Annotated in this window: 24 protein-coding genes and 1 tRNA gene; 11 read left to right on the forward strand and 14 right to left on the reverse strand. The window is 69.8% G+C overall.

Annotated features, from left to right (window positions below):
- Positions 1–21 precede the first annotated feature (21 nt).
- Positions 22–104: transfer RNA gene (locus ODJ79_RS31110), tRNA-Leu, on the reverse strand.
- A 193-nt stretch (positions 105–297) separates the two neighbouring features.
- Between ODJ79_RS31110 and ODJ79_RS31115 the strand changes: the two genes are divergently transcribed.
- From ODJ79_RS31115 to pknB, 7 genes are all read left to right on the forward strand, one after another.
- Entirely contained in the window at positions 298–1,086 is a 789-nt protein-coding gene (locus ODJ79_RS31115; RefSeq protein WP_263027298.1) for an FhaA domain-containing protein, read from the forward strand.
- Positions 1,087–1,091: 5 nt separating this feature from the next.
- A complete protein-coding gene (locus ODJ79_RS31120; RefSeq protein WP_263027187.1) occupies positions 1,092–1,574 on the forward strand; it encodes an FHA domain-containing protein in 483 nt (160 codons plus the stop codon).
- Positions 1,571–2,953 carry a PP2C family protein-serine/threonine phosphatase gene (locus ODJ79_RS31125; RefSeq protein WP_263027188.1) on the forward strand — a complete coding sequence of 461 codons (1,383 nt, stop codon included), beginning with the start codon at positions 1,571–1,573 and terminating at the stop codon, positions 2,951–2,953. Before ODJ79_RS31120 ends, ODJ79_RS31125 begins: the two co-directional genes overlap by 4 nt.
- Before the next feature lie 76 nt (positions 2,954–3,029).
- The gene (locus ODJ79_RS31130; protein WP_263027189.1) at positions 3,030–4,490 is read left to right on the forward strand and encodes an FtsW/RodA/SpoVE family cell cycle protein; all 1,461 of its coding nucleotides are present in this window, start codon (positions 3,030–3,032) and stop codon (positions 4,488–4,490) included.
- Positions 4,487–5,983: a peptidoglycan D,D-transpeptidase FtsI family protein gene (locus ODJ79_RS31135; RefSeq protein WP_263027190.1), complete on the forward strand. Its 1,497-nt coding sequence runs from the start codon at positions 4,487–4,489 to the stop codon at positions 5,981–5,983. The genes ODJ79_RS31130 and ODJ79_RS31135 overlap by 4 nt, the downstream gene beginning before the upstream one ends.
- The gene (locus tag ODJ79_RS31140; protein ID WP_263027191.1) at positions 5,984–7,327 is read left to right on the forward strand and encodes a serine/threonine-protein kinase; all 1,344 of its coding nucleotides are present in this window, start codon (positions 5,984–5,986) and stop codon (positions 7,325–7,327) included.
- On the forward strand, positions 7,324–9,156 hold the full coding sequence (gene pknB, locus ODJ79_RS31145) for a Stk1 family PASTA domain-containing Ser/Thr kinase (protein WP_263027192.1): 1,833 nt from the start codon (positions 7,324–7,326) through the stop codon (positions 9,154–9,156). Before ODJ79_RS31140 ends, pknB begins: the two co-directional genes overlap by 4 nt.
- 3 nt (positions 9,157–9,159) lie before the next feature.
- Here pknB and ODJ79_RS31150 read toward each other — a convergent pair whose 3' ends face one another.
- The 4 genes from ODJ79_RS31150 to ODJ79_RS31165 all read right to left on the reverse strand — a co-directional run bounded on the left by ODJ79_RS31150 (position 9,160) and on the right by ODJ79_RS31165 (position 13,173).
- Positions 9,160–9,810: an aminodeoxychorismate/anthranilate synthase component II gene (locus ODJ79_RS31150; RefSeq protein WP_263027193.1), complete on the reverse strand. Its 651-nt coding sequence runs from the start codon at positions 9,808–9,810 to the stop codon at positions 9,160–9,162.
- A 1-nt stretch (position 9,811) separates the two neighbouring features.
- Complete coding sequence (locus tag ODJ79_RS31155) at positions 9,812–10,138, reverse strand: hypothetical protein (protein WP_263027194.1); 327 nt, start codon at positions 10,136–10,138, stop codon at positions 9,812–9,814.
- Between the two features lie 3 nt (positions 10,139–10,141).
- Positions 10,142–11,962, reverse strand: coding sequence for a class E sortase (locus ODJ79_RS31160; RefSeq protein ID WP_263027195.1), 1,821 nt, complete (start codon positions 11,960–11,962; stop codon positions 10,142–10,144).
- A gap of 404 nt (positions 11,963–12,366) precedes the next feature.
- Positions 12,367–13,173, reverse strand: a complete 807-nt coding sequence (locus ODJ79_RS31165) for a DUF881 domain-containing protein (protein WP_263027196.1) — start codon at positions 13,171–13,173, stop codon at positions 12,367–12,369.
- Between the two features lie 195 nt (positions 13,174–13,368).
- Between ODJ79_RS31165 and ODJ79_RS31170 the strand changes: the two genes are divergently transcribed.
- Both ODJ79_RS31170 and ODJ79_RS31175 read left to right on the forward strand, forming a co-directional pair.
- Positions 13,369–13,632: a cell division protein CrgA gene (locus tag ODJ79_RS31170; protein WP_263027197.1), complete on the forward strand. Its 264-nt coding sequence runs from the start codon at positions 13,369–13,371 to the stop codon at positions 13,630–13,632.
- A gap of 191 nt (positions 13,633–13,823) precedes the next feature.
- A complete protein-coding gene (locus tag ODJ79_RS31175; protein WP_263027198.1) occupies positions 13,824–15,953 on the forward strand; it encodes a (Fe-S)-binding protein in 2,130 nt (709 codons plus the stop codon).
- Here the strand turns inward: ODJ79_RS31175 and ODJ79_RS31180 are convergent.
- Positions 15,950–16,615, reverse strand: a complete 666-nt coding sequence (locus ODJ79_RS31180; protein ID WP_263027199.1) for a GOLPH3/VPS74 family protein — start codon at positions 16,613–16,615, stop codon at positions 15,950–15,952. The two genes, ODJ79_RS31175 and ODJ79_RS31180, sit on opposite strands and share 4 nt — an antisense overlap.
- A 102-nt stretch (positions 16,616–16,717) precedes the next feature.
- On the opposite strand from ODJ79_RS31180, the gene ODJ79_RS31185 reads away from it, so the two are divergent.
- Entirely contained in the window at positions 16,718–18,049 is a 1,332-nt protein-coding gene (locus tag ODJ79_RS31185) for a hemolysin family protein (protein WP_263027200.1), read from the forward strand.
- The gene (locus tag ODJ79_RS31190) at positions 18,042–19,082 is read left to right on the forward strand and encodes a hemolysin family protein (RefSeq protein ID WP_263027201.1); all 1,041 of its coding nucleotides are present in this window, start codon (positions 18,042–18,044) and stop codon (positions 19,080–19,082) included. The genes ODJ79_RS31185 and ODJ79_RS31190 overlap by 8 nt, the downstream gene beginning before the upstream one ends.
- Here the strand turns inward: ODJ79_RS31190 and ODJ79_RS31195 are convergent.
- The 8 genes from ODJ79_RS31195 to ODJ79_RS31230 all read right to left on the reverse strand — a co-directional run bounded on the left by ODJ79_RS31195 (position 19,079) and on the right by ODJ79_RS31230 (position 26,147).
- The gene (locus ODJ79_RS31195) at positions 19,079–19,870 is read right to left on the reverse strand and encodes an ABC transporter ATP-binding protein (RefSeq protein ID WP_263027202.1); all 792 of its coding nucleotides are present in this window, start codon (positions 19,868–19,870) and stop codon (positions 19,079–19,081) included. The genes ODJ79_RS31190 and ODJ79_RS31195 overlap by 4 nt on opposite strands.
- A 9-nt stretch (positions 19,871–19,879) precedes the next feature.
- Entirely contained in the window at positions 19,880–20,659 is a 780-nt protein-coding gene (locus tag ODJ79_RS31200) for an ABC transporter permease (RefSeq protein WP_263027203.1), read from the reverse strand.
- Positions 20,656–21,462, reverse strand: coding sequence for an ABC transporter permease (locus tag ODJ79_RS31205; RefSeq protein WP_263027204.1), 807 nt, complete (start codon positions 21,460–21,462; stop codon positions 20,656–20,658). The genes ODJ79_RS31200 and ODJ79_RS31205 overlap by 4 nt, the downstream gene beginning before the upstream one ends.
- Positions 21,459–22,424: an ABC transporter substrate-binding protein gene (locus ODJ79_RS31210; protein WP_263027205.1), complete on the reverse strand. Its 966-nt coding sequence runs from the start codon at positions 22,422–22,424 to the stop codon at positions 21,459–21,461. Before ODJ79_RS31210 ends, ODJ79_RS31205 begins: the two co-directional genes overlap by 4 nt.
- Before the next feature lie 328 nt (positions 22,425–22,752).
- Positions 22,753–23,520, reverse strand: a complete 768-nt coding sequence (locus ODJ79_RS31215) for an NAD(P)-dependent oxidoreductase (RefSeq protein WP_263027206.1) — start codon at positions 23,518–23,520, stop codon at positions 22,753–22,755.
- Positions 23,517–24,170: a GntR family transcriptional regulator gene (locus ODJ79_RS31220; protein WP_263027207.1), complete on the reverse strand. Its 654-nt coding sequence runs from the start codon at positions 24,168–24,170 to the stop codon at positions 23,517–23,519. The genes ODJ79_RS31215 and ODJ79_RS31220 overlap by 4 nt, the downstream gene beginning before the upstream one ends.
- Positions 24,171–24,183: 13 nt before the next feature.
- Complete coding sequence (locus ODJ79_RS31225; RefSeq protein ID WP_263027208.1) at positions 24,184–25,194, reverse strand: amidohydrolase family protein; 1,011 nt, start codon at positions 25,192–25,194, stop codon at positions 24,184–24,186.
- On the reverse strand, positions 25,191–26,147 hold the full coding sequence (locus ODJ79_RS31230) for a VOC family protein (RefSeq protein ID WP_263027209.1): 957 nt from the start codon (positions 26,145–26,147) through the stop codon (positions 25,191–25,193). Before ODJ79_RS31230 ends, ODJ79_RS31225 begins: the two co-directional genes overlap by 4 nt.
- Position 26,148: the final 1 nt, after the last annotated feature.

A 26,148-nucleotide genomic window follows, 5' to 3' on the forward strand; every position in this document is an offset into this window, starting at 1 on the left:
ACAAGGGCCCCCTGCACTCGGTGGGGATGGGGGGAGTTGAACCCCCACGTCCTTTCGGACACACGGACCTGAACCGTGCGCGTCTGCCATTCCGCCACATCCCCGTGGCAAAGTTGGCTGCTGGGCCAACTTCTTGTTACTGGCTGCGACAGACTACGCTGTCGCACGTCACCAAGCGAGTTGTTATCGCCCGCGACGCCAGGGAAGACTAGCACGGCGTTGACGGGGGTCATACGAGGGTCAAGTAGTGCCGGCGGCTGCGAGCTAAAGATGCGCGAGCGGCGGCCGGATACCATCATGTCCTCGGAAGCCGAGGAGGAGCCGGTGAGCGTGCTGCAGCGCTTTGAGAAGCGATTGGAAGGCCTGGTTGAAGGGGCCTTCGCCAAGGTGTTCAAGGGTGTCGTGCACCCTGTGGAGATTCTGAATGCCATGCAGCGGGAGGCCGAGGCGCACAAGGCCATCCTCGCCGGTGGCCGCACCCTGGTGCCGAACCGCTATGTGATCGACCTTTCACCCTACGACCACAGCCGGCTGGCGCCGTATGCCGCCGCGCTCGCCCAGGAGCTGGCCCAGTCACAGGCCGAGTTCATCGGGGAGCAGGCGTGGACGGTCTACGGCGATGTGATCGTCGAGATCGAGCGGGGCGAGGGCCTGGACACGGGCATGTTCCGGGTGACTGCCGAGGTGTATACGGGTGGTGAGGTCGCCCCGGTGCAGCAGCCGGCGTACGACGCCGGCCCGCAGTACCCGCCGTACGACCAGCCGCATCACGGTGGCTACCAGCAGCACGGCGGTCCGAACGGCCGCAGTGTCGGCCTGGTCTCCGGTGACGGCCGGACGTATCCGTTGCAGATGGGCTCGACCGTGATCGGCCGTGGCGACCAGGCGAATCTCCGCCTGCCCGACGTCGGCATCTCGCGGCGCCACGCCCGTCTGGACTACGACGGCAACCAGGTGGTGCTGACCGACCTCGGCTCGACGAACGGCACGATGGTGAACGGCCAGCGGGTCTCCGCCGTGGCGCTCAATCCGGGCGACATGATCCAGCTGGGCACCACGACGCTGACGTTCCGAGTGGACGGCTAGGCGCCTTGCCCGAATTCGTCCTCACCGTCGCCCGGTTCGGCTTCCTCATCCTCCTGTGGATCTTCGTGTTCACGGTGGTCGGGGTGATCCGACGGGATCTTTTCGCTGGGGTCCGGTCCAAGAGCATCGTTGCCAGCCCTCGGGGGGTGGGTGGCGCGGTGATCCAGGGCCGGCCGGCGAAGGCGAAGCGCGGTAAGGCTGCACGGCAACTCGTGGTGACGGCCGGCCAGTTGGCCGGCACGCGCATCACGCTGGGTGATATTCCGATCACTATCGGTCGGGCGGAGGACTCCACGCTCGTCATCACCGACGACTTCGCCTCGGCCCGGCATGCCCGGCTAGTGCCGCGCGACGGTCAGTGGTTCGTCGAGGATCTCGGCTCGACGAACGGCACTTACCTCGATCGCGGTAAGGTCTCCGGACCTACTCCCGTCCCCCTTGGCGTTCCGATCCGCATCGGGCGCACGTCACTCGAGTTACGGCCATGACCCTGACCCTGCGCTATGCCGCTCAGAGCGACCGCGGTCTGATCCGAGACCTGAACCAGGACTCCGTCTACGCCGGGCCGCGGCTTCTTGCTGTCGCCGACGGTATGGGCGGTATGGCAGCCGGCGACGTCGCCTCCAATATCGTCATCGCCGCGATGGCGCCGCTCGACGAGGACGTCCCCGGTGACGCCCTGGTCGACGCGCTGCGCCATGCCGTCGGCCAGGCCAACCAGCATCTGCGCGACACCGTCGACGCGAACCCGCAGCTGGAGGGCATGGGCACCACGCTGACCGCGGTGCTCTTCTCGGGCAGCAAGTTCGGCATGGTGCACATCGGCGACAGCCGGGCGTACCTCCTTCGCCGCAACGAGTTCGCCCAGATCACCAAGGACGACACGTACGTCCAGATGCTGGTCGACGAGGGCCGGGTCAGCCCGGAGGAGGCGAGCAGCCACCCGCAGCGGTCGTTGCTGACCCGCGCGCTGGACGGCCGTGACATCGACCCGGAGTACTCGGTCCGCCAGGTGCTCGCCGGCGACCGCTACCTGATCTGCAGCGACGGACTCTCCGGCGTGGTCAGTGCGGACACGATCGGGCAGACCATGCGCGAGCTCGCCGACCCGCAGGCCTGCGTCGAGCGGCTCGTCCAGCTCGCGCTGCGCGGCGGCGGTCCGGACAACATCACCGTGGTGATCGCGGACGCCATCGACACCGACATCATGGAGCAGGCGCCGATCGTGGGTGGCGCCGCCGCCATCGACCGGGGCAACACCACGGTGGCGGACTCCTCGACCTCGGCGGCCCGGGCCGCGGCGCTCCAGGCCCCGCGCCCGGCGCAGCCGGCCCAGCCAGAGAGCGACGGGTACGAGCCGGAACCGGAGCCGTCCGGCCACCCGGTGCGTACCAGCCTGCTCGTGCTGTTGCTGCTGGCGGTGCTCGGCGGCGGCCTGTGGCTGGGCTACCGCTACACCCAGGACCAGTACTACGTGGGCGCCACCGACGCCGGCCAGATCGCGATCTTCCGGGGCGTGCCCGGGCAGATCGCCGGGCTCGACCTGTCCAGCGTCAACGAGACCAGCCCGGCGCGGCTGCAAGACCTCACCGCCGTCGCGCAGGAGCGGGTCAAGCAGGGCATCCACGCGGAGAGCCGGTCCGAGGCGGCGCAGACGCTGTCCGAGCTGACCGCCGACAACCCGTCCAACCCGAACCTCAAACCGCTGTGCTCGGCGCCGTCCGCGACGCCGACCGCGCCGGTCGCCAGCGCGCCCGCCGCGCACACCTCGTCGGCGCCCAGCACCCTCGCTGGAACGCCGTCCGCTCAGGCTTCCGAGAGCGCCCCCTCCGCGGACGATGCGGACGGGTGCCGGACCGTCAACTGACCATCGCTCGACAACGTCTGGGGATGTCTTGACCGCGCCCGCCGTACCGGCCCCTTCGCCCGCCTCCACGGGCGAGATGTCGCGTATCCCGGGGATGAAGACCCACCGCAATGCCGAGCTGGGTCTACTCGCGTTCGCGATGATCCTGGTGGCGATCTACGCCGCCACCGTCGAGGCGAACCAGTTCGACACGATCCACCCCACGTTCTGGATCCCGGCGGCGCTGCTCCTCACGCTGTTCATCGGGCTGCACTTCGTGGTGCGCTTCACCGCGCCGTACGCGGATCCGGTGCTCCTCCCGGCGGTGGCGCTGATCAACGGGTTGGGCGTCAGCTTCCTGCGCCGGCTGGACATCGCCCGCGCGATCTCCCAGAAGCAGCCGATCCCGGGGGTGTTCGGCGGCACCAGCGGCCGCCAGCTGGAGTGGACGCTGGCCGCGCTGATCCTGGCCGCGGTGCTGCTGCTGGTCGTCCGGGATCACAAGGTGATCTCCCGGTACGCGTACACCCTGGGCCTGGTCGGCATCGTGCTGGTGATGCTGCCGGCGGTGCTGCCGAGCAGCCTCTCGGAGGTCAACGGCGCGAAGCTGTGGATCAAGCTGGGTGGCTTCTCGATCCAGCCCGGTGAGTTCGCGAAGCTCGCGCTGGTCTCCTTCTTCGCCTATTACCTGGTGCGCAAGCGCGAGGTGCTCTCGCTGGCCAGCCGCCGCTTCCTCGGCATCGACTTCCCGCGCGGCCGCGACCTCGGCCCGGTCGTCACGGTCTGGCTGCTCAGCCTCCTGGTTCTGGTCTTCGAGAAGGACCTGGGCACCGCGCTGCTGTACTTCGGCCTGTTCGTGGTGACGCTGTACGTGGCGACCGAGCGGGCCAGCTGGCTGATCATCGGCCTGCTGCTGTTCTTCGGCGGCGTCTACATGGCCTACCTGCTGGGCGCCTCGATCGGCGGCCCGTTCGCCAACTTCTACGACCGTGCCTCGATCTGGCTGGACCCGTTCGCGCAGGCCAACTACAACAAGGCCACCGGCGGCAGCTACCAGCTGGTGCAGGGCCTGCTGGCGTTGGGCACCGGTGGGCTGTTCGGCTCCGGCCCGGGCGCCGGCTCGCCCGGTCTGGTGCCCGAGGTGCGTACCGACTTCATCTTCGCCGGCATGGGTGAGGAGATCGGCCTGTTCGGCCTCTCCGCGCTGCTGGTCTGCTACCTCTTGATCGTCGAGCGTGGTCTGCGCGCGGCGCTGAACGTCCGGGACTCGTTCGGCAAGCTCGTCGCCGGCGGCCTCGCGTTCACCCTGGGCTTGCAGGTCTTCGTCATCCTCGGTGGCATCACCGGACTCATCCCGCTCACCGGCCAGACAACGCCGTTCCTGTCGGCGGGTGGGTCGTCACTGATGGCCAACTGGCTCCTGATCGCGATGCTGTTGCGGATCTCCAACGCGGCCCGCGGACCGGCCAACAGCGGCGGCAGCTCGGACAGACCGGGCGGCCCGAAGAAAGCACCCATCCAGCTCCACGGCGCCCCGACGGAGGTGTTCAAGCCGTGAACGCTCCCCTGCGACGGGCCGGCGTGGTCATCCTCGTCCTGTTCGGTCTGCTGTTCGCGAACCTCAACTGGGTTCAGGCGTACAAGGCGGACGACTATCGCACCAGCGACTACAACGGCCGCGTGGTGGTCGCCCAGTACGAGCGCCCCCGCGGCGTGATCGAGGCGGGCGGCATCGGCCTGGCCGAGAACAAGATCACCGACGACACGCTGAAGTACCTGCGGGTCTACCCGAAGAACGAGGTCTACGCGCCGGTGATCGGGTACCGCCCGGTGACCCTGGGCGCCGTCGGCATCGAGAACGCGGAGAACGACTTCCTCTCCGGCGAGAGCGACACGCTCTTCGCCGACCGGGTGAAGGACATGTTCACCGGCAACAACACCGGCGGCGGGAACGTTGTGCTGTCGCTGAGCACCAAGGCCCAGGAGACGGCCTGGAAGGAGCTCACCAACAACGAGCGCGGCGTCACCAAGGGTGCCGCGATCGCGATCGACCCGCGGACCGGCGCGATCCAGGCCATGGTGTCGATGCCGAGCTTCAACCCGAACCCGCTGGTCAACCACGACACCAAGGCGGCCGCGGCGGCGTACCAGAAGCTGCTCAAGGACGCCGGCCAGCCGCTGCTCAACCGGGCCACGCAGGAGACGCTGCCGCCCGGCTCCACCTTCAAGGTGATCGACTCGGCGGCGGCGCTCTCCAGCGGGTACAAGCCGGAGACCGAGATCCCGGCCGGCAGCTCGTATAAGGAGAGCGGCGCGGTCATCCACAACGCCGAGGACGAGGTCTGCCCGGGCAGCACGATCACGCTCAAGGAGGCGTTGACCGAGAGCTGCAACACCGGTTTCGCGAGGCTGGGCGTGAAGCTCGGCCGGGACGCGGTCGTCAACATGGCGAAGGGGTTCGGCTTCGAGGACGAGAAGCTGACCATCGGCAACCTCAAGGAGAACCGGGGCCTGCCGGTCGCGGCCAGCCGTACGGGTGACATCTCGAACCCGGACGGCAGCGTCGACAAGGGCGCGCTGGCGCAGTCCTCGATCGGCCAGCGGGACGTCCGGATGACCCCGGTGCAGGGTGCGCTGATGGCGGCCACGGTGGCCAACGGCGGCAAGCAGATGCGTCCCTACCTGGTGCAGAAGCTGCTCGGCCCGGACCGCCGGACGATCTACACGGCCGACCCGCAGGTCCTGCGCACGCCGATCTCGGCGAGCGTCGCCAACGACCTCAGCGACATGATGATCAGCGTCGTGGAGAACGGCACCGGCAAGAAGGCCAAGATCAAGGGCCTCACGGTCGGCGGCAAGACCGGTACCGCGCAGAACGCGGTCGGCGCCGACCCGCACGGCTGGTTCATCGGCTTCACGTACGACGACAAGGGCCAGGCGGTGTCGGCGGCCTGCGTCATGCTGGAGAACGTCCCGGGCGGGCACGCGAGCGCCGAGGCGGCCCGGATCGCCGGGCTCATCATGAAGGCCGCGGCCGGGGAAGGGGACTGAATGATCAGCCCTGGGGTGACCCTCGGCGGCCGGTACCGCCTCGACGAGCGGATCGCCGGCGGTGGGATGGGCGACGTGTGGCGCGGCACCGACGAGGTGCTGGGCCGGACCGTCGCCGTCAAGATCCTGCTCCCGGCGCTGCTGGACGAGCCGGGCTTCGCCGAGCGGTTCCGTGGCGAGGCGCGCACCATGGCCACGATCAACCACCCCGGGGTCGTCGACGTCTACGACTACGGCAGCGACCAGCAGCTCGCGTTCCTGGTCATGGAGTACGTCGAGGGCGACGCCCTGTCCCGCACGCTGAGCCGGGTGGGCCGGCTGACCCCGGCGCGCACCATGGCACTGGTCGCCCAGGCGGCCGACGCGCTGCAGGCGGCACACGCGAACGGCATCGTGCACCGGGACGTCAAACCCGGAAACCTTCTCGTACGCCCGAACGGCACGCTCGTGCTGACCGACTTCGGTATCGCCCGGTCGGCGCTGGTCGGCCAGCTCACCGTGGCCGGCTCGGTGCTCGGCACCGCCTCGTACATCTCGCCCGAGCAGGCCTCCGGCGAGGGTGCCACGCCCGCCTCCGACGTCTACGCGCTGGGCGTGGTCGCCTACCAGTGCCTCTCCGGCCACCGCCCGTTCGACGGCGCCACGCCGATCGAGATCGCGATGAAGCACGTCCGCGAGACGCCGCGGCCGTTGCCCGCCGACATTCCGCCGCCGGTACGCGCCATCGTGGACCGCGCCCTCGCGAAGAACCCGGGGGAGCGCTGGCCGTCCGCCTCGGCGATGGCCGCGGTGGCCCGGCAGGCCGCGTCCGCCCTGGCCACCGGCCAGCCGCAGCACCAGCCCGCGGCCCAGGCCGCGCGCGCCGCCGGTCCGGTCAGCCCGGCCGCCCGCCCGCCGACGGGCGCCGCGCCGGCGGTGCCCGGCTCGCCGGTGACCGGCAGCGCCCGTCCGCCCTACCCGCCGGTGCCGCGGCCCGTCTCCGGCGCCCGCGGGGCAGCCTCGGTGCCTTCCGGCGCGCCGGCGCAGCAGTACCGGGCGCCGTACGCGCCGAACCAGCCGGCGTCGACGGCCAAGCCGGAAGCCTCGGCCGGCCGTCAGGTGCTGATCGTGCTGGCCGTGGTCCTCGCCCTGTTGGTCCTGCTGTGTGCGGGTGTGATCTCGTTTCTCGTGAAGCAGGGACGACAGAACGGCATCACCGGCTCATCGAGCGGCCGACTCGCCCCCGTGTCGGTCGTCCAGACGGGCACCGCCGACAGTGAACCGTTGGCGGCGTCGTACCGTCTAACCAGACAGGCGGGCGTCATCCCCGGCTGGAATCGATACGAAGGACGACAGACGCTATGACGGCGCAGGCCCGCCTGCTCGGTGGCAGGTATCAGGTCGGCGAGCTCTTGGGCTACGGCGGCATGGCCGAGGTGCACCGCGGACGTGACCTCCGGCTGGGCCGCGACGTGGCCATCAAGATGCTGCGCACCGACCTGGCCCGCGACGCGACCTTCCAGGAGCGGTTCCGCCGCGAGGCGCAAAACTCGGCGGCTCTCAACCACCCGGCCATCGTCGCCGTCTACGACACCGGCGAGGAGATGTCCGCCACCGGTGAGCGGCTTCCGTTCATCGTGATGGAGTTCGTGAACGGGCGGACCCTCAAGGAGGTGCTCGCCCAGGAGCAGCGCATCCAGCCGCGCCGGGCCCTCGAGATGATCGCGGACATCTGCGCCGCGCTCGAGTTCAGTCACCGACACGGGATCATCCACCGGGACATCAAGCCCGGCAACGTGATGATCACCCAAAACGGGCAGGTCAAGGTCATGGACTTCGGCATCGCCCGAGCCCTGGCCAGCGGCGCGACCACGATGACGCAGACCAGCGCCGTGATCGGCACCGCGCAGTACCTCTCGCCCGAGCAGGCGCGCGGCGAGGCCGTCGACGCCCGCTCGGATGTGTACGCGGCCGGCTGTGTCCTGTTCGAGCTGCTCGTGGGGCATCCGCCGTTCGTCGGGGACAGCCCGGTCAGCGTGGCCTACCAGCACGTGCGGGAGGAACCGCGGGCGCCGAGCGAGATCAACCCCGAGGTGCCCCGGGACGTCGACGCGATCGTGCTCAAGGCGCTGGCCAAGAACCCGATGAACCGGTACCAGAGCTCCCAGGAGATGCGCGCCGACGCGCTGCGTGCCGTCGCCGGGCGCCCGGTGCTGGCCACCCCGGTGATGAGCCAGGCCGAGACGATGGCCCTGCAGAACCAGCAGGCCACCCGCTACATGCAGCCGCAGGGCGCCACCACCATGCAGCGCCCGGTCGGCGGCGGGATGCCGCCCCGGCAACCGGAGCGGCGCTCGTCCTCCTGGGTGATGGCCGTGCTCGCCGGGCTCGGCGTGCTGGTCGTCGTGGTGCTCGGGGTCGCGCTGGCCATGTCGCGGAACAACAAACACGACGGCAACAACACCCCGCAGACCGTCACTGTCGTCATGCCCGACCTCAAGGGCAAGACCGACGAGGAGGCGAAGGCGGCGCTCACCGAGAAGGGGCTGACGAACATCACGCCCCAGTCGCCGCGCACCCTGGACGGCTGCGACAGCACCGTGGTCGGTCAGAGCCCGGCGCCGAATGCCAAGGTTCCGACGACACAGCAGGTGTCGTACCAGCTGTGCGTGCCGCCGGAGCAGGTCACGGTGCCGAACAACCTGGTCGGCAGCACGAAGGACGCCGCCGACGCGGCGTTGAGGGGCATCGGGCTGGTGCCGAAGTTCAAAGAGGTGTCCAGCCAATCGCCGGCAAACACCGTGACAAACGTGGACAAGGCCGGGGAGAAGGTCGACCCGAACACCGAGATCCTGGTGAGCATCTCGAAGGGCAACCAGCTCAAGATGCCGAAGGTGACCGGCGAATCGCTGGACGCCGCCCTGGCCGTGCTGGACAACTCCGGCCCGTTCAACGTCGTCCAGAAGACCATTCCGGCCACCGACCCGTCCCAGGTGGGCACGGTCGTCGCCCAGGACCCGAAGCCGGGTGCCAAGGTGGAGAAGGGTGACAACGTCACCATCACGATCGCGGTCGACGCCAACAACCCGAGCGGCAACCCGTCGGCGACCGAAACCACGCCGCCGGGCGGCGCTGGTGGTGGCACCGGCCAGGTGATCAACCAGTCCCTGGCCGACTTCCGGCGGGAAGACTGAAGCTCAGGCAGTCGCGAACGCCGCTAGTCGCCGGGTCTCGACCTCGGCGGCCAGCGGCGGCGCCTTTTCCAGGGCCGACGGCAGGCCGCAGGACGCGAGCCAGTTCGCCAGCATGGTGTGGCCGCCCTGGGTCAGCACCGACTCGGGGTGGAACTGCACGCCCTCGATCGGCAGCGTGCGGTGGCGCATCGCCATCACCACGCCCGACTCGGTGCGGCCGGTCACCTCGATCTCGTCGGGCAGCGTCTCGGGCAGCACGGCCAGCGAGTGGTAGCGGGTCGCGGTGAACGGGTCGGGGAGACCCGCGAGGACGCCGGCGCCGCTGTGGTGGACCTCGGACGTCTTGCCGTGCAGCAGCTCGGGCGCGCGCGTCACGGTGGCACCGAAGGCGGCCCCGATCGCCTGATGACCGAGGCAAACCCCAAACATCGGGACCTTTCCGGCGTACGCCCGAATGGTCTCCATGGTGATGCCGGCGCGTTCCGGCGTGCCCGGCCCCGGCGAGAGCAGGATGCCGGCGGCGCCGAAGGTGCCCACCTCGGCCACGCTGATCTCGTCGTTCCGGCGCACCTCGCAGTCGGCGCCGAGCTGGCCGAGGTACTGCACCAGGTTGAAGACGAACGAGTCGTAGTTGTCGATCACGAGGATGCGCACGTCAGTCACCTGGGATTACGACGGGGGACGAGGACTTGGTCTTCTTGCCCGGCACGGACGCCGAGGGGTGCGGTGCGTTCGACTCGGTGCTGTACGGGATCGAGTCGGGCCCTTCGTCCGAGGACGAGGGGACCGCGTTCGGATCCTCCTGGGCCGGGCCCTGCTGGGTGTCCGCGCCGACCTGCACGTCGTCGAACGGGAGCAGCGGGGTGGCCCACGGGAACACCACGTACCAGAGCAGCGCGGTGGTGGCCGCGATCAGGCCGATCGAGCCGGTCAGTTTGCCCCAGAAGCCGAACGGGAGCTTGCGCCAGATCCAGGCGTACATCGCCTACGCCTTCGTCTTCATCTCGGCCGGCATGCCGGCGTCGGGCAGGGACTGGTTGCGCGGCACCTTCGAGGCCAGCTCGGCGTGCACGATGAGCCGCTGGTAGTTGTTGAACTTCGGGTTGCACGTGGTCAGCGTGAGCAGCGCCTTGGTCGGCTGCACGCCCGGCTTGTCGGGCACCGGGGCGACCACCTGCACGGCGCTGGGCACCACGACCTCGTGGCCGTAAACCTTGTAGACGTACCAGTAGTCGCGGGTCTCCACGCCGATCACGTCGCCCGGGGTGAGCTCGTCGAGCCGCCAGAAGATCTTGCGGATGCGGTGACCGGCCACCGAGAAGTTGCCGACCTGGCCGGGCATCGCGGTGTCCGGGTAGTGGCCGGGGGCGTACTTGATGTCCTGCGGGCGGACGCCGTTGACGACCACCCACTCCTTGTCGAGCTTCGGGATGTAGAGCCGCCCGACCAGGCTCTCGCCGGGCGCGGCCGGACCCTGCGGCGCGCTCGACGGACCCACGGTCGAGTCGTTCCACTCCTGGTTGAGCTCGTCGGTCAGCGCGTTCTGCTCGTCCTGCACCTTCGCCGAGTTGCCGAATACCTCGTAGCCGGCGAACAGCAGCACGATCAGCCCGAAGGTGATCATCAGCTCCCCGGAGACCCGGATGCCGGCGCGGATCCGCGAGCCCACCGTGGGCCGGGTGAGTTCCGAATAGACGCTCTTGTAGCCCTCGCCGGTCTGCTCGGGCCGGAGCTTGACCACCCGTTCGCCGCGTTTCGCGGACGCGTCGTCGTCTGCCTCCGCGGGCGGCGGGACGTCCTTGGGGCCGTCCGGGCGTACCGGGGGCGCGGGGGCCGCGCCGAGGACGGCATTGGGGTCGGCGGCGGCCTTCGCCTTCGCGGCCTTCGCCGCGAGCCCGGGCACCGCGGTCATCAGGGCGGTCGGGGCCTTGACCGCCGGCGGTGGCTGGGTGGTGGGTTGCGGCGGCAGAGTCGGCAGTACGCCGGTCGGGGCGTCCGGGGTGCGAATGACGGCCGTCTCGTTCGGGTCCTGACGGGCCGCCGGGTAGGCCGGGCTCACCGCCGGCGGGGTCGAGCCGACGGCCGGATAGGGGCTGGTCGGCAGGTTGGCGGTCGCCGCGGTGACCGGCGGCCCTCCCTGGCTGACCGGCGGCTGCGCGGGGCTGACCGGCGGTCGCGCGGGGCTGACTGGTGGCTGCGGTGCTGGGTAGCCAGTGGCGGGGCTGACCGGCGGTCGCGCAGGGCTGACTGGTGGCTGCGGTGCTGGGTAGCCAGTGGCGGGGCTGACCGGCGGCTGCGGCTGCGGTGCGGGGTAGCCGGCGGCGGGGCTCACTGGCGGCTGCGGTGCTGGGTAGCCGGCGGTGGGGCTAACCGGTGGTGGGCTCGGCGTCGCGGCCGGCGCCGGCGGCGTCTGCGGCAGCAGTTGGGTGGCCTGGCTGTTCACCGGGGTGGCGGTGCTCTCCCGCCGGGGCGGCTCGAGCGGCGGGAACGGCGTCGGCTCCGGTGGCCGGGGAGTGGCCTTCGGCGCGGCGTCGCCGCCGGCCGCGGCGAAGAAGTTGAAGGAACCGGCGGCCGCGGGGATCTCGGGCTGTTGAATCCCGTTCCGGCGGCGGGCGGCTGCTGCGGCGGCGTGGACGTCATCGGCCGGCGGGCGGGCGAGCCGGTCGTGGGCGGCCGCGATGCGCCGTTCTGCCTCGGCGTCGGTGCCGATCACGGCAGTCTCGGCGGCCTCGGCGGCGGAGCGGTTTGCCTGGGGCGATAGCGCGGCCTGGAGCGACGGCGACGGGACGGCCTGCGGCGCCGGCACGGCCTGGGGCTGAGGGGCGTGCGGCTGCGGGGCGTGCGGCTGAGGGATGGCCTGGATCTGTGGGACATGGTGCTGCGGGCCGGCCTGAGCTGGCGGGCTGGCCGGAGGCGCGACGGCCTGTGGTGGGCCGGCCGGAGGCGCGACGGCCTGTGGTGGGCCAGCCGGAGGCGCGACGCCCTGAGATGGGGCGACCTGAGGCGGAGCGGCCTGCGGCGGCGGGGCGGCTTGCGGCGGCGGGGTGGGCCGTGCCGGGATGCCGAGGCCGATCGGCGGCGAGAGTGGGCCGCCGGGCACGCCGTCGGGGGAGGCGTCGGTGATCCGTGGGATGTATGCCGTCTGGGCGTCACCGTCGGGCGCGCGGTGCCGACCGGAATTGCCGCTCGCCGGGTTGTCCGGGTCTGCCATTACTCGGCAACCCGAGCGGATCGGAGGTCGCTCGACCCGTCGTACGCCCGCACCGTCACGTTCCTCTCCACAGTCTCCGAGTAGCCGAGGCCGAAATCAGCGACCGCATCCTTGAATTGCTGGACTCCCTCCGCGGAATCCAACGCCTGATGCATCCGTGTGGGTTCGCCGATCGCCGTGATCTTGAAAGGTGGTGAGAAGACCTGCCCGTGTAGTAGCAGCGTGTTGCCGACACAGCGTACCGCGCTGGTGGAGATGACGCGGACATCCATGATCGACATTGCCTCGGCCCCACCGGCCCAGAGGGCGTTCACCACCGCCTGAACATCACCCTGATGGACGACGAGATCGTCATTGTCCGGTGCGTTCGGGCCGAGGTCGGCGCCCCGTCGCGACGAGTCGTTGAGCGTCACGGTGAGGCCGGGGCCCTTCAGCGCGGTGAAGCCGGCCGCGGTCCGCAGCGCTTCGGCCCTCTCCCGGGCCTCCTTGACCGGTTGGTCGACCTCGGCGAGCCGAGCGGTGTCCTGGTCGACCTCGGCGCGCAGCTTGGCGGCCTGCCTCTCCCGGTCGTCCAGCCGAACTCGCTTGTCCGAGATGAGCTGGGCGAGCTGGGGCCGCCGGTCGTCGCGCAACTGGGTGCCGTCGGCGGTCCGGGCGGAGGTGGTGAAGAGCAGGCCCGCGGCGAGGGCGATCAGCGGCACCCCGACCGTCCACCGGCTGCGCCGGGCGCCCCGGCGCGGCCGCAGCCCGCCGAGCGCGCGCCGCAGCACGAGCCGCCACGACGGCGCGCCGGTCGCGTACTCCACGTCCCCATCCCTTCCGAGGAGGTCATGGCCTCCCGAAACGCCGCGCCGGACAATTTCCTCGCCCGCGGGTGCCGGTCTGCGCGCCGACTTGACTAGGCTAGCTGTCGAACAGTATTCGCCACGGGCAGCATTGGGCACCTCCCCAGCCGCTCAGCGGTGGGTTGTTCACCACTTGTTGCCCTTCAGGAGAGCACCGTGCCGAAGTCTCAGGTCCGCAAGAAGAAGGTCTACACCCCGCCGACGGATGTCCGTCCGGCGGCGGCTGCGGCGAACAAGAAGCCGAGCCCGACCTGGTTGCCGATCACCGCCGTGACGCTCATCGTGGTGGGCATCGCCTGGCTGGTCGTCTACTACCTGTCCTCGCAGCGCTGGCCGGTGGAGTCCTGGTCGTACTGGAACCTCGCGGTCGGCTTCGGCTGCATGGTCGCCTCGCTGGGTCTCCTGTCCCGCTGGCGATAGGCCCGCCATGCCCGCTTTTGCCGGGTAATGTGATCTTCGCCCGTTTAAGCGCACCTCGCGATCGCAGCGGGGTGCGCTTTCGCGCACCGGGTCGCGCCCAGAAGATGCACTGACAGTGCAACTTTCCTGGCCATGTGCGGCCGTCTATTACTGGCGGGTAACATAGGGCAGCCGATCGAGAAGGAGCGCAGATGGGGATCGCGCAGATTGTCGCCACCGTTCTGGCCGGCGCCGTCACGATCACGGCTGTCGTGCTGGCGGTGCGTGCCGTCCTGACCATCACCGCGGTGATTCGTCAGGGTCAACCGGCCCCGGAGCGGTTCGCCGACAAGGGCACCCGGACGAAGAAGATGCTGACCGAGACGCTCGGTCACACCCGGATGCTCAAATGGGGCTACATCGGTGCGGCCCACTGGTTCGTGATGGTCTCCTTCATGATCCTGTTCCTGCTGGTGGTCGAGGCGTACTTCGAGGTCGTCGACCCGGAGAGCGGGTTGCCGATCATCGGCGGCTGGACCGTCTACGGGCTCGTCACCGAGTGGATCGGCATCCTCGGCCTGGTCGGGATCCTCTATTTGATCTTCGTGCGGCAGAGGGCGATCCGGACGAAGCGGTCCCGGTTCCTGGGCTCGACGATGTGGCAGGCCTACTTCGTCGAGGGCGTCATCCTGGGCGTGCTGGCCTGCGGGTTCCTGATCCGGGGCTTCAAGGTCGCCAACGGCACCTTCGAGTTCCCGGCCTGGGCGACCCCGCTGAGTCACGCGGTGGGCAGCGTTCTTCCCGCCGCCGAGGACGGGCCGACCTGGGTGGCGCTGGTCAAGCTGTTCATCTCGATGGGCTGGCTGATCACGATCGCGCTGAACCCGACGATGGGCGTGGCCTGGCACCGGTTCCTGGCGTTCTTCAACATCTTCTTCAAGCGCAGCCCGGAGAAGCCCGCCGGCAGCGGTCTGGGCGCGCTGCGGCCGATGATGAGCGAGGGCAAGCCGCTCGACTTCGAGGAGGCCGACCCGGAGAAGGACCAGTTCGGCGTCGCCCAGGTCGAGCAGTTCAGCTGGAAGGGCCTGCTGGACTTCTCCACGTGCACGGAGTGCGGCCGCTGCCAGTCGCAGTGCCCGGCGTGGAACACCGCGAAGCCCCTCTCGCCGAAGCTGCTGGTGCTGTCGCTGCGTGATCACGCGTACGCGAAAGCGCCTTATCTTCTGGCCGGCGGCGGCAAGGACCTCTCCGGCGAGGAGACCGGCACGGCCGAGCAGCTCGCCGGGGTGGACGTGCTGGCCATGGCCGAGGCCGAGCGGCCGCTGATCGGGACGGTCGACGAGAACGGGATCATCGACCCGGACGTGCTGTGGTCGTGCACCACCTGCGGCGCGTGCGTCGAGCAGTGCCCGGTGGACATCGAGCACATCGATCACATCGTCGACATGCGGCGGTACCAGGTGATGATCGAGTCGAGCTTCCCGTCCGAGGCCGGCGTGATGCTGCGCAACCTGGAGAACAAGGGCAACCCGTGGGGTGCCCCGCCGAACACCCGCGAGGACTGGACCAAGGGCCTCGACTTCGAGGTGCCCCGGGTCGGTGAGAAGGACGACTTCGAGTACCTCTTCTGGGTGGGCTGTGCCGGCGCGTTCGAGGACCGGGCGAAGAAGACCACCCGCGCGGTGGCGAAGCTGCTGCACGAGGCCGGCGTCGACTACGCGATCCTCGGCGAGGGCGAGACCTGCACCGGTGACCCGGCCCGGCGGATCGGCAACGAGTTCGTCTTCCAGATGCTCGCCCAGCAGAACGTCGAGACCCTGCAGGAAGCGAACGTCAAGAAGATCGTCGCGACCTGCCCGCACTGCTTCAACACCCTGGGCAACGAGTACGAGCAGCTCGGCCTCAAGGTCGAGGTGGTGCACCACACGCAGTTGCTGGCGCATCTGGTCAAGACGGGCAAGCTCACCCCGGTCGAGCCGATCGCGGGCGACGTGACCTACCACGACCCCTGCTACCTGGGCCGGCACAACCGGGTCTTCGACGCTCCGCGCGAGGTGCTCGGCGAGACCGCCAACCTTGTCGAGATGCCGCGCAACTCCGAGCGCTCCTTCTGCTGCGGCGCCGGTGGCGCCCGCATGTGGATGGAGGAGAAGATCGGCAAGCGGATCAACATCGAGCGCACCGAGGAAGCCCTGTCCACCGGCGCGAAGACGATCGCGGTCGGCTGCCCGTTCTGCTACACGATGATCGGCGACGGGGTCACCGCGAAGGCTCAGCAGGAGAACGTCGAGGTCGTCGACGTCGCCACGGTCCTGCTGCGCTCGCTGAAGCAGGAGGTCTAGGCGCTGGAGCCGGCCGTGGCCGCCGTGGTCGACGCGATGATCGCGACCATCACGGCGGCCTGGATCTCCTCGATCGTCTTGCGGACGGCGTCGGCGGCCCAGGCGCCCTCGCTGATCTCCTTGAGCCGGGGCTGGATCAGTTTGCGATCCAGCCCGGGCAGGATCTTGCGGTCCAGTTCGGTGGCGACGATCAGCGCGCACAGGGCGGCCGTCCGCGGCTCGACCGGACCTTCGCCGAGCACCGCGGCGCGGATGCGCTCCCGGGCGTCCGCCTCGACGGCCGGCGGCTCGCCGTTCGCCGACGGGTACTTCGTTCGGGGGAAAACCCAGAGCACCCTGTCCTTCTCCACGGTGAGCACGCCGTCGGCCACCAGCCTGTCGAGAATCCGGGGCCGCGCCTGCTTGGACAGCTTCGTTACCCAGTGGCCGGGTTTGCGGGGCTTGTCGGCCTCGATGCGGGCCAGGGCCTCGTCGGCGAGCGCGTCCCCGATCGGCCCGCGATCCACCACCACGACCCGCTTGTCCTCGATGTCGACCCGGCGGGCCAGCGCGAGCTCGAGCAGAATCGCCCCGCCCAGGCCGTTGTCCAGCCGGGTGCCGTCGGTGAGCGGCGTGCCGTCCTCGTCGTACGCGAGCAGCAGGAACTCCTCGGCAATGCTCATGATTCGACGGTAGCGGGTGGCGCGGCACACGTACTTCACGCCACCGTGTTCACGCACGCGAATGGCCGGTCCGGCACAATGGGGACCGAGGTGGAACCGATCATGGACGGCGTGCTCCTGACCGCGGTGCTCCCGTTGGCGGCGTTCGCGCTGCTCACGGCGGCAAACGCGTTCTTCGTGGCGGCCGAGTTCGGGCTCGTCACGGTCGACCGGGCCGAGATCGGCCGGCGCGCGAGCGAGGGGGACCGCCGGGCCCGGACGGTGCAGCGGGTCCTGCACAACCTGTCGTTCCAGCTCTCCGGCACCCAGCTCGGCATCACGCTGGCCACGGTGCTGACCGGTTACCTGGCCGAGCCGGCGCTCTCCAAGCTGTTCACCCCGCTGGTCGAGCCGATCGCGGGGGACGCGACCGACGGCATCACGCACGCGCTGGCGCTGATCGTCGCCACCCTGCTCTCCATGCTCTTCGGCGAGCTGGTGCCCAAGAACGCGGCGCTGGCCCGGCCGATGCGGGTCGCACTGATGACGGCGGCCCCCCTGCGTACCTTCTCCCGGCTCTTCAAATGGCTGATCGCGGCGCTGAACGGATCGGCCAACTGGCTCGTCCGCCGGATCGGCATCGAGCCGCAGGAGGAGCTGGCCAGCGCAAGGTCCCCGGAGGAGCTGGGCCTGCTCGCCGCGATCAGCGCCCGGGCCGGCGCGCTGCCCACCGAGACCGCGACGCTGATGCGGCGCACGATCCGCTTCGGCGAGAAGCGGGCGGCCAAGGCGATGACCCCGCGAGTCGACGTGGTCGGGCTGACCTCGACCGCGAGCGTCGCCGATCTGATCGCGATCGCCCGGGAGACCGGGCACACCCGCTTCCCGATCTACGAGAACACCATCGACGTGGTCACCGGCGTGGCCGGCGTGCCGGACGCGCTCGGGGTGCCGCTCGAGCGCCGTGCGGCGACTCGCGTCGCGACCATCGCCAAGGAGCCGGTGTACGTGCCGGAGAGCCTCGGCCTCGACAAGGTGCTCGCGGCGCTGCGGGCGGAGCACGCCGACCTGGCGATCGTCGTGGACGAGTACGGCGGCACCGACGGCGTGGTGACGGTCGAGGACCTGATCGAGGAGCTGGTCGGCGAGATCACCGACGAGTACGACACGGACATGGACGAGGCCGGCACCCAGGAGCTGACCGCGCCGGGCGGGGACAAGACGTTCCTGGTCGACGGGCTGCTGCGCGAGGACGAGCTGATGGAGCAGACCGGGTTCGTGCTGCCCGAGGGGCCGTACGAGACGCTGGCCGGTTTTCTGCTGGCCCGGCTCGGCCACATCCCGGTGGTGGGCGAGTCGCTCGAGGAGAACGGCTGGGAGTTCACCGTGATGGAGGTCGACCGGCACCGGATCGAGCAGGTCCGGGTGGTCGCGCCGGAGCCCGCCGATGACTAAGGTCCTCGTCACGATCCTGCTGCTGATCGGCAACGGCCTGTTCGTCGGCGGCGAGTTCGCGGTGATCGCCTCCCGGCGGACCGCCATCGAACCGCTGGCCGCCACCTCTAAGCGGGCCCGCTGGGCGCTCTCGGCGATGAACCAGATCCCGCTGATGATCGCCGGTGCTCAGCTCGGCATCACGATCTGCTCGCTCGGTCTCGGCGCGCTCGCCGAGCCGGCCCTCGCGCACGTGCTGGAGGGCCCGTTCGAGGCGCTGGGCGTGCCCGAGGACGCGCGGCACCCGGTGGCGTTCGTGCTGGCCCTGGTGATCGTGGTCTTCCTGCACACGGTCATCGGCGAGATGGTGCCGAAGAACATCACGCTGGCCGGGCCGGAGCGCACCGCGCTGATCCTCGGCCCGTTCATGCTGGCCTTCTGCAACGGCACCAAGCCGATCCTCAACGCGATGCGCTGGGCGTCGCGCACGGTGCTCAGGCTGTGGAAGATCGAGGCGACCGACGCGGTCAAGACCGTCTTCACCGCCGAGGAGTTGGCCGGCATGGTCACCCAGGCGCGCAGCGAGGGTCTGCTCGGCTCGGAGCAGTACGCCCGGATCCACGCCGCGCTCGGGCTCAACGACCGAACCGCCGCCGACACGCTGCGCCCCTGGTCGGGAGTGACCACGGTGGCCGACGACGTATCACCGGCGACGATCGAGGCCATCTCCACCCGCACCGGCCGCTCGCGGTTCCCGGTGGTGCAGCGGGAGACCCGGCGGGTGCTGGGCTTCGTGCACGTCAAAGACATCCTCGGGTACGCCGCGGGGCAGCGTCGCCTGCCCATTCCCGCCGAGATCGTCCGGCCGCTGGCCGTGGTCCCGCCGGAGCGCACCCTCGCCGACCTGCTGCTCACCATGCGCCGCGACCGCCTGCACATCGTGCTGGTCAGCGACGGCCGGCGGCCGCTGGGCGTGATCACGCTGGACGACGTCATCCACGCGGTGGTCGGCGAGCCGGCGCACGGATTGGCGCCGGCCCGAGCGGCGTCCTAAGAAGCGGTCTCACGCAGGGCACCGGCGCCCTTCGCCTCCTGGATCCGCGCGTAGACGTGCGAGCGGAGCTCGACGAACCGGGCGTCCGAGCGCGTCTTGAGCTGGTCGCGCTCGCTCGGCAGGTCGATGTCCAGATTTTCCAGCACGCGGGTCGGCGAGGAGGAGAGCACGACGACGCGCTCGCCGAGGTAGACCGCCTCGTCGATGTCGTGCGTGACGAACAGCATGGTCATGCCGAACCGCCTCCACACCGTACGGACCAGGTCCTCCAGGTCGGCCCTGGTCTGCGCGTCGACCGCCGCGAACGGCTCGTCCATCAGCATGACCTTGGGCTGGAACGCGATGGCCCGGGCGATCGCGACCCGCTGCTGCATGCCGCCGGAGAGCTGCCACGGGTACGCCTTGCCGGCGTCGGCCAGGCCCACCGCCTGCAGCGAATCGTCGACAAGCTGTCGCCGCTCCGCCTTGCCGAGGCCCTTGGACTTCAGCGGCAGCTCGATGTTCTCGGCGACCCGCAGCCACGGGAACAGGCTGCGCCCGTACTCCTGGAAGACGATCGCCAGCCCGTCGGGTGGCCCGGTGACCAGCCGGCCGCTCACCTTCACCTCGCCCGAGGTCGGCTCGAGCAGGCCACCGAGGCAGCGCAGCAGCGTGGTCTTGCCGCAGCCGGACGGTCCGACGACACAGACGAACTGCCCGTCGTCCACCGTCAGCGTGATGTCGCCGAGCGCCTCGACCACGCGGCCCTGACCGCCATAGGTCTTGCGCAGGGACTGGATCTCCAGCACAGCTTCCTCCTAACGACCGCTGCGCTCGGCGGCGCGCGCTCCGTGGTACCAGTTCAAGACTCGCCGCTCGACCAGCGTGAACGCCAGCGAGAGCAGCACGCCGAGCAGACCGAGCACGAACACGCCGCTCCACATCTCCGGGATCTGGAAGCCACGCTGGAACTCGACGACGGTGTAGCCCAGGCCGTCGGAGGCACCGAGCAACTCGCCGATGACCATCATGATGATGCAGATGGACAGCGCCTGACGGGCGCCGACGACGATCTGCGGGCTGGCCGCACGCAGGATGAAGGTGCGCATCCGCAGCCAGCCTTTGATCTTGTAGCTGCGGCAGGTGTCGGCGAGCACCTCGTCGACGCCGCGCACACCCTCCACCGTGTTCAGCAGGACCGGCCACACGCCGCCGACCACGATGACCAGCACCTTGGTCGGGTTGCCGATGCCGGCGATGAGAATGAGGATCGGCACGAGCACCGGCGGCGGGATCGCCCGCAGGAACTCGAGGATCGGCTCGAGCAGCGAGCGCAGCCGGCGGTTGGCGCCGATCAGCACGCCGACCCCGATGCCGACGAGCAGCGCGATGCCGTAGCCGATGAACAGCCGGATCAGGCTGGGCAGCACGTCGGACCTGAACCGGGCCGCCGTCCACGTGCTCGGGAAGACCTTGACGATCGTCTCCAGCGGCGGCTGGTAGAAGCTGGTGCTGCCGGCGGATGCGAACCACCAGGTGACCAGCAGGATCACCGGTAGGCCGACGATCAGGGCGAATCGGCCGAGGACGCGGCTCATAGCGGAAGCTCCCGTCGGACCGAGGGGTGCCAGGCGAGCACGATCCGCTCGGCGCGGCGGGTCGCCAGGTTGGCGAGCAGGCCGATCAGCCCGGCGACGACGATCAGGGCGTACATCGATGGCACCGCGATGCTGCTCTGCGCCACGTTGATCTCCTCGCCGATGCCCTTGGTGCCGCCGATCAGCAGCTCACCGGTGATGGTGAGGACCAGGGCGACCGCCGCGGCGAGGCGGATCCCGGTCATCGCGTACGGCAGGGTGGTCGGCCAGACCAGGTGGCGTGCCTGCTGCCAGCGGCCGAGCCGGTAGGACGCGGCGGTCTCCCGGGCGACCGGGTCGACGTCGGCCACCCCGTGCAGCACCTGGATCAGCACCTGCCAGAACGACGCGTACACCACCAGCAGCAGGATCGACCGGACCGGCGCGCTGAACAGCACGATCGCCAGCGGTAGCAGAGCCACCGAGGGGATCGGCCGGAGGAACTCGATGGTGGACGCGGTGGCGAGCCGCAGCGCCGGGATCGAGCCGATGATGATGCCCAGCGCGACGCCGGCCACCACCGCGATCGACAGCCCGATCAGCCAGGTCGTCACCGTGCCGGCGACCGCGCGCCAGAACCCGGCCCGCCCGAGCTCGTCGATCAGCGCGCCGATGATCCGGCTGGTGGGCGGGAAGTACTCGGCGGGCAGCACGCCCGCCCGCGGGAGGATCTCCAGCAGCGCGCCGAAGCACACGAGTCCGATCAGCCCGAGCAGGGCCGGAGAGTCTCCGACCCTGCGCCGAGCGCCTTGCGAAGTTGTCACTGCAGCAGCTTCGACGTGTCGACCGGGGCGGTGAGCAGGCCGTCCTTGACCATCAGGTTGTTCATGAGATCCACCGAGGCCTTGTCGATCTCCGGGTTGTACTTCGGCAGGGTAATGGCGGCGGCCGCGTCGGCCTTGATCGTTGTGTAGGTGGTGACGATCTGCCGCACCTCGTCGGGGTGCGCGTCGGCGTACGCCAACGACTCCTTCAGCGCCGCGGTGAAGCGCTTGGCCAGGTCGGGCTTCTCGCCCAGCAACTGCGCCGAGGTGAAGTAGTCCGCGATCATCATGTTCGGGCTGACCGCGGCGAACGAGCCGAGCTGCTTCCAGCCCTTCGACTTCACCGAGGACACGAACGGCTCGACCAGGAAGATCGCCTGGACCCGGCCACCGTCGAGCGCGGCCGCCTGGTCCGGGAAGGCGACCTCGGCGTACTTGACCTTCGACGGGTCGCCGCCGTCCTTGCGGACGAGCTCGTTCACCGAGGTGGCCACGATGTTCTTCAGCGTGTTGGCGGCAACGGTCTTGCCCTCGAGATCCTTCGGGCGGGTGATCGCCGGGTCCTTGACGAGGAGGGCGCTGAAGTCCTTGGTGGGGTCGGCCGTGGCATTGTTGCCGTTGGCGACCACTTTGATCGGTACGTTCTTGGACGCGCCGAGGAGCAGCGAGACCACGTTGCTGAAGCCGAACTGGTACTGCCCGCTGACCACGGCCGGCACGATCGCCGCGCCGCCCTGCGCCAGTTCCATGGTGAGGTCGATGTTCTGCTTCTGGAAGAAGCCCTTGGCCTTGCCGAGGTAGATCGGGGCCACGTCGACGATCGGGATGACGCCGACCTTGACCGCGTCGGGCTTGCCCGACGAGGAGTTGTCCTTCGAGGAGTCGTCCGAGCCACCGCAGGCGGCCGTGCTCGCCGCCAAGGCAGTGACGGTCAGCAGTGCGATGAGCCGTGTTCTCAGCATCGTTCTCAGCAACCTCTACGTCATCGAAGCGGGACCGGATATTTCCACTGGTCGGAATTGATTGGTACTTATGTCGAGGACGATGGATCTACCATTCGTAGGCCAATGTCCCGTCCGCCACCGACAAGTGAAGTTCTGCGGCATTCCTGGCGCGGGTGTGTCCCGTACCACTGCCAGGAACGCTAGAGCGTGGGTTACAAGATTGTCAACGATTTTGCCCAGCCGTACCCGAGCTGTTGCAAAGTACCTGATGGCGCGCCCCTGTGACCCCGAGCAGATTGTTAACAATCGTGACAACGCTGCTTGGCAGAGCCTTCTCGGTCGTGCCCTAAGGTTCGGCGCCGTCGGCCAGGTCGGCCAGCCAGTCCCGGCTCGCGCGGGTGACCCGGGCCGGCACGCCGAGCTCGTCGAGCAGGCGCCCGGCGGCCTCCATCTCGTGGATGCGGCGTACGGCGTGCGTCTTCGAGCCGCTGAGCAGGCGCTGGAGGGTGTCCGCGTCCGCCCGGACGAGCTCCTCGGTGATGTTGCCGCGCAGCCAGTCGGACAGGCCGGCGGCCCGGGCCGCGGCGGTCGCCTCCAGCACCGCCGCCGCCAGTCCCTTGTAGAACACGCTGCGGAGAAGCTTGTGCGTGGCCGCCGAGCCGACCGGGCCGTCGAGCACCTCGACCCGGGCGCCGAGCGGGCGCATCGCCGCGGCGTAGTCACCGGCCGCCGGCCCGCTCGCGGTCATCGGGGTGCCCAGGCCACGACCCGGGACCGGGGACATCAGGGCGACATCGACGACGCGTACGCGGCCGGCGGCGGCCTTTTCCAGCGCCACCTTCTCGCCCGGGGAAGCCGTGTTGAGGTCGGCCCAGAGCGTGCCGGGCGCGCACCCGGGCAGCCCCTCGGCCAGGGCATCCGGTGCGTCGGCGGCGCTGTTGACGCTCAACACCAGCGCGGCGCCCGCGCAGGCCTCGGCATCGCTGCCGCAGCGCCGCACCCCCGGCGGCGGGTCGACCCGCGGGTCGTAGCCCCGCACCTGCGCGCCCGCCTCCACCAGGCCGGCCGAGATGAGCCCGCCGGCCTCGCCGAGACCCAGGACCGCGATGATCATCGCAACTCCGTGGCGTCGATGTCGCGGAGCGCCTCGATCACGCTCGCGATGTGCTCGCGCATCGCGGACTCCGCGGCCTTGGGGTCCCGCTCCCGGATCGCCTCGATGATCCGCTCGTGCTGGGGAAGCGAGATCACCGGGCGGCCGGGGTGCAGCGAGATCATGAACTGGTGCCGGACCAGCTGGCCGCGCAGCGTCTCGATGATGCCGTCCGCCGTGCTGTGCCCGGCGATGGCCCGGATCAGCCCGTGCAGGCGCTGGTTGAGGTCGCCGTAGCGGCGGAACTCGCCGGCGCTGACCGCGCGCCGCATCAGCAGGCCGATCTCGTCGAGCTCGCTGGCCTGCGCGTCGGTGACCCGGGCCGCGGCGCGGGCGGCGACCAGGCCCTCGAGCACCATGCGTACCTCGGTGATCTCGACGGCCTCCTCGAGGGTGACCTTGCGGACGTGCGCGCCTTTGTTCCGCTCGACCTTGACCAGGCCGTCGGCCGCGAGATCCTGCAGGGCGGCCCGCACGGTGAACCGGCTGATCCCGAAGCGCTCGCACAGCTGCGCCTCGACCAGCCGTTCGCCGGGCAGGTACTCGCCGCCCAGGATCGCATCGCGCAGAGCATCCCTAGCGGCCTGGGCTTTCATGTCGTCGGCAGGCAAGGTCCGGCTCTCCTCAGACTTTGATCAGCTGTTCCAGGCGCGGATAGACGCGGCGGGCGTTGCGTTCGAAAACCCTCTCCCGATCGTCTGCCGCAAGATCCAACGCCTCGACATACCGGCGGGTGTCGTCGAAGTAGTGGCCGGTCTCCGGGTCGACGCCGCGCACGGCACCGACCATCTCCGAGCCGAACAGCAGATTGTCGATGTCGATCACCTCGAACAGCAGGTCGATGCCGGGCTGGTGGTAGACGCAGGTGTCGAAGAAGACGTTGCGCATGACGCTCTCCGCGAGCGGCGGCCGTTTCAGCATGTCGGCCAGGCCGCGGAAACGACCCCAGTGGTACGGCACCGCGCCGCCGCCGTGCGGGATGACGAGGCGCAGCTCGGGGAGGTCGCGGAACAGGTCGGCCTGGAGGAACTGCATGAATGCGGTGGTGTCGGCGTTCAGGTAGGCCGAGCCGGTGGCGTGGAAGTTGGGGTTGGTCACCGCGGACACGTGCACCATGGCCGGCACGTCCAGCTCGATCATCGCCTCGTAGAACGGATACCAGCCGCGGTCGGTCAGCGGCGCCGAGGTCCAGTGGCCGCCGCTCGGGTCGGGGTTGAGGTTGCAGCCGACGAAGCCCAGCTCCTCGACGCAACGGCGCAGCTCGGCGATCGAGTTGGCGATCGGCACGCCCGGCGACTGCGGCAGCTGGCATACGCCCGCGAAGGTGTCCGGGTAGAGCTGCGTGACCCGGTAGATCAGGTCGTTGCAGGCCTCGGCCCACCGCCGGCTCACGTCCTCGTCGCCCTCGTGGTGAGCCATCGCCGAGGCGCGCGGGGAGAAGATCGTCAGGTCGATGCCGCGCTCGCGCATCAGCCGAAGCTGGCTGCCCTCGATCGACTCGCGAAGGTCGTCGTCCGAAATGTCGGGATACTGTGGAGCGGGCGCGCCCTCCTCCCAAGCGGACAACTGATCCCTGCGCCAGGACGTGTGCGCGGCGGGAACGGTGGTGTAGTGACCGTGACAGTCGATGATCACTTGGACGCCTCCACCGGTGGGGTGCCGTGGGTGTGGAACGAGTCGATGGTCTTCAGACCCCACGCCTGGCCCTTCGCCCGCTCGGCCTCGGTCCAGTTCACCGGCTGCCAGTCGGGGGCGATCACCAGGCGCGCACCGGCGTTGCAGAGCTCGATGCGGTTGCCGCCGGGCTCGTACACGTACAGGAAGAAGGTTTGCTGAATGGCATGTTTGTGCGGCCCGGTCTCGATGAAGATGCCCTGTTCGAGGGCGATGTCGGCGGCCTTGAGGATGTCCTCGCGGGTGTCGGTGGCGAACGCGATGTGGTGCAGGCGCCCGTTCGTGCCCGTGCGGTCCCGGGTGTAGACGGCGTCGTAGCCCTTGTTGGTGAACGTCGTCCAACTGCCGGCGATGCTGCCGTCGTCGAGCACGATCTGCTCGGTGACCAGCGCGCCGAGGGTGTCCCGCAGATAGTCGCGGTTGGCCTCGACGTCGACGCCCAGGTAGTTGACGTGGTCGAGCCGGCGGACGCTGACCCCGCGGGCCGGGTACGCCTGGGCCTGATTCTTCAGCGCCGGTCGCAGCTCGCCGGTCGCGCGGAACCACTCGCTCTCGTAGTAGAGGCCCAACTCGTGGCCGTCCGGATCGGTGAAGACGTAGGTCGGGCCGTAACCGGGATCGCCGTCCTGCCAGCCGATGCCGCGGCCGGTCGCCTCGATCTCCTTGACCCGGGACTCCAGCGCCTCCGGGCTCGCGGCGCGCAGGAACGTGCGGCCGACTCCCGAGGTGGCATGCGCGGTCAATTTGACGGTGATGTTCTCGTAGTCGTCCCAGGCGCGCAGGAAGACCGAGTCGCCGGACTCGCCGTTCTGGGTCATACCGAGGTATCGGGTGAAGAACGCGACGCTCTCGTCGAGGACCGGCGTGCGGAGCTCGATGTGCGCTAGGTGCGCGATCTGGTGCAGGGGTGGCACG

The sequence above is a fragment of the Actinoplanes sp. KI2 genome (assembly GCF_025630775.1).
Taxonomy (GTDB): Bacteria; Actinomycetota; Actinomycetes; order Mycobacteriales; family Micromonosporaceae; genus Actinoplanes.

What these genes read in the sequence shown, in the direction of transcription:
- ODJ79_RS31175 (WP_263027198.1), top strand. Translation starts at nt 13,824, where the DNA reads ATGGGGATCGCGCAGATTGTCGCCACCGTTCTGGCCGGCGCCGTCACG.
- ODJ79_RS31115 (WP_263027298.1), top strand. Translation starts at nt 298, where the DNA reads ATGTCCTCGGAAGCCGAGGAGGAGCCGGTGAGCGTGCTGCAGCGCTTT.
- pknB (WP_263027192.1), top strand. Translation starts at nt 7,324, where the DNA reads ATGACGGCGCAGGCCCGCCTGCTCGGTGGCAGGTATCAGGTCGGCGAG.
- ODJ79_RS31190 (WP_263027201.1), top strand. Translation starts at nt 18,042, where the DNA reads ATGACTAAGGTCCTCGTCACGATCCTGCTGCTGATCGGCAACGGCCTG.
- ODJ79_RS31215 (WP_263027206.1), bottom strand. Translation starts at nt 23,520, where the DNA reads ATGATCATCGCGGTCCTGGGTCTCGGCGAGGCCGGCGGGCTCATCTCG.
- ODJ79_RS31200 (WP_263027203.1), bottom strand. Translation starts at nt 20,659, where the DNA reads ATGAGCCGCGTCCTCGGCCGATTCGCCCTGATCGTCGGCCTACCGGTG.
- ODJ79_RS31125 (WP_263027188.1), top strand. Translation starts at nt 1,571, where the DNA reads ATGACCCTGACCCTGCGCTATGCCGCTCAGAGCGACCGCGGTCTGATC.
- ODJ79_RS31130 (WP_263027189.1), top strand. Translation starts at nt 3,030, where the DNA reads ATGTCGCGTATCCCGGGGATGAAGACCCACCGCAATGCCGAGCTGGGT.
- ODJ79_RS31185 (WP_263027200.1), top strand. Translation starts at nt 16,718, where the DNA reads ATGGACGGCGTGCTCCTGACCGCGGTGCTCCCGTTGGCGGCGTTCGCG.
- ODJ79_RS31180 (WP_263027199.1), bottom strand. Translation starts at nt 16,615, where the DNA reads ATGAGCATTGCCGAGGAGTTCCTGCTGCTCGCGTACGACGAGGACGGC.
- ODJ79_RS31210 (WP_263027205.1), bottom strand. Translation starts at nt 22,424, where the DNA reads ATGCTGAGAACACGGCTCATCGCACTGCTGACCGTCACTGCCTTGGCG.
- ODJ79_RS31140 (WP_263027191.1), top strand. Translation starts at nt 5,984, where the DNA reads ATGATCAGCCCTGGGGTGACCCTCGGCGGCCGGTACCGCCTCGACGAG.
- ODJ79_RS31155 (WP_263027194.1), bottom strand. Translation starts at nt 10,138, where the DNA reads ATGTACGCCTGGATCTGGCGCAAGCTCCCGTTCGGCTTCTGGGGCAAA.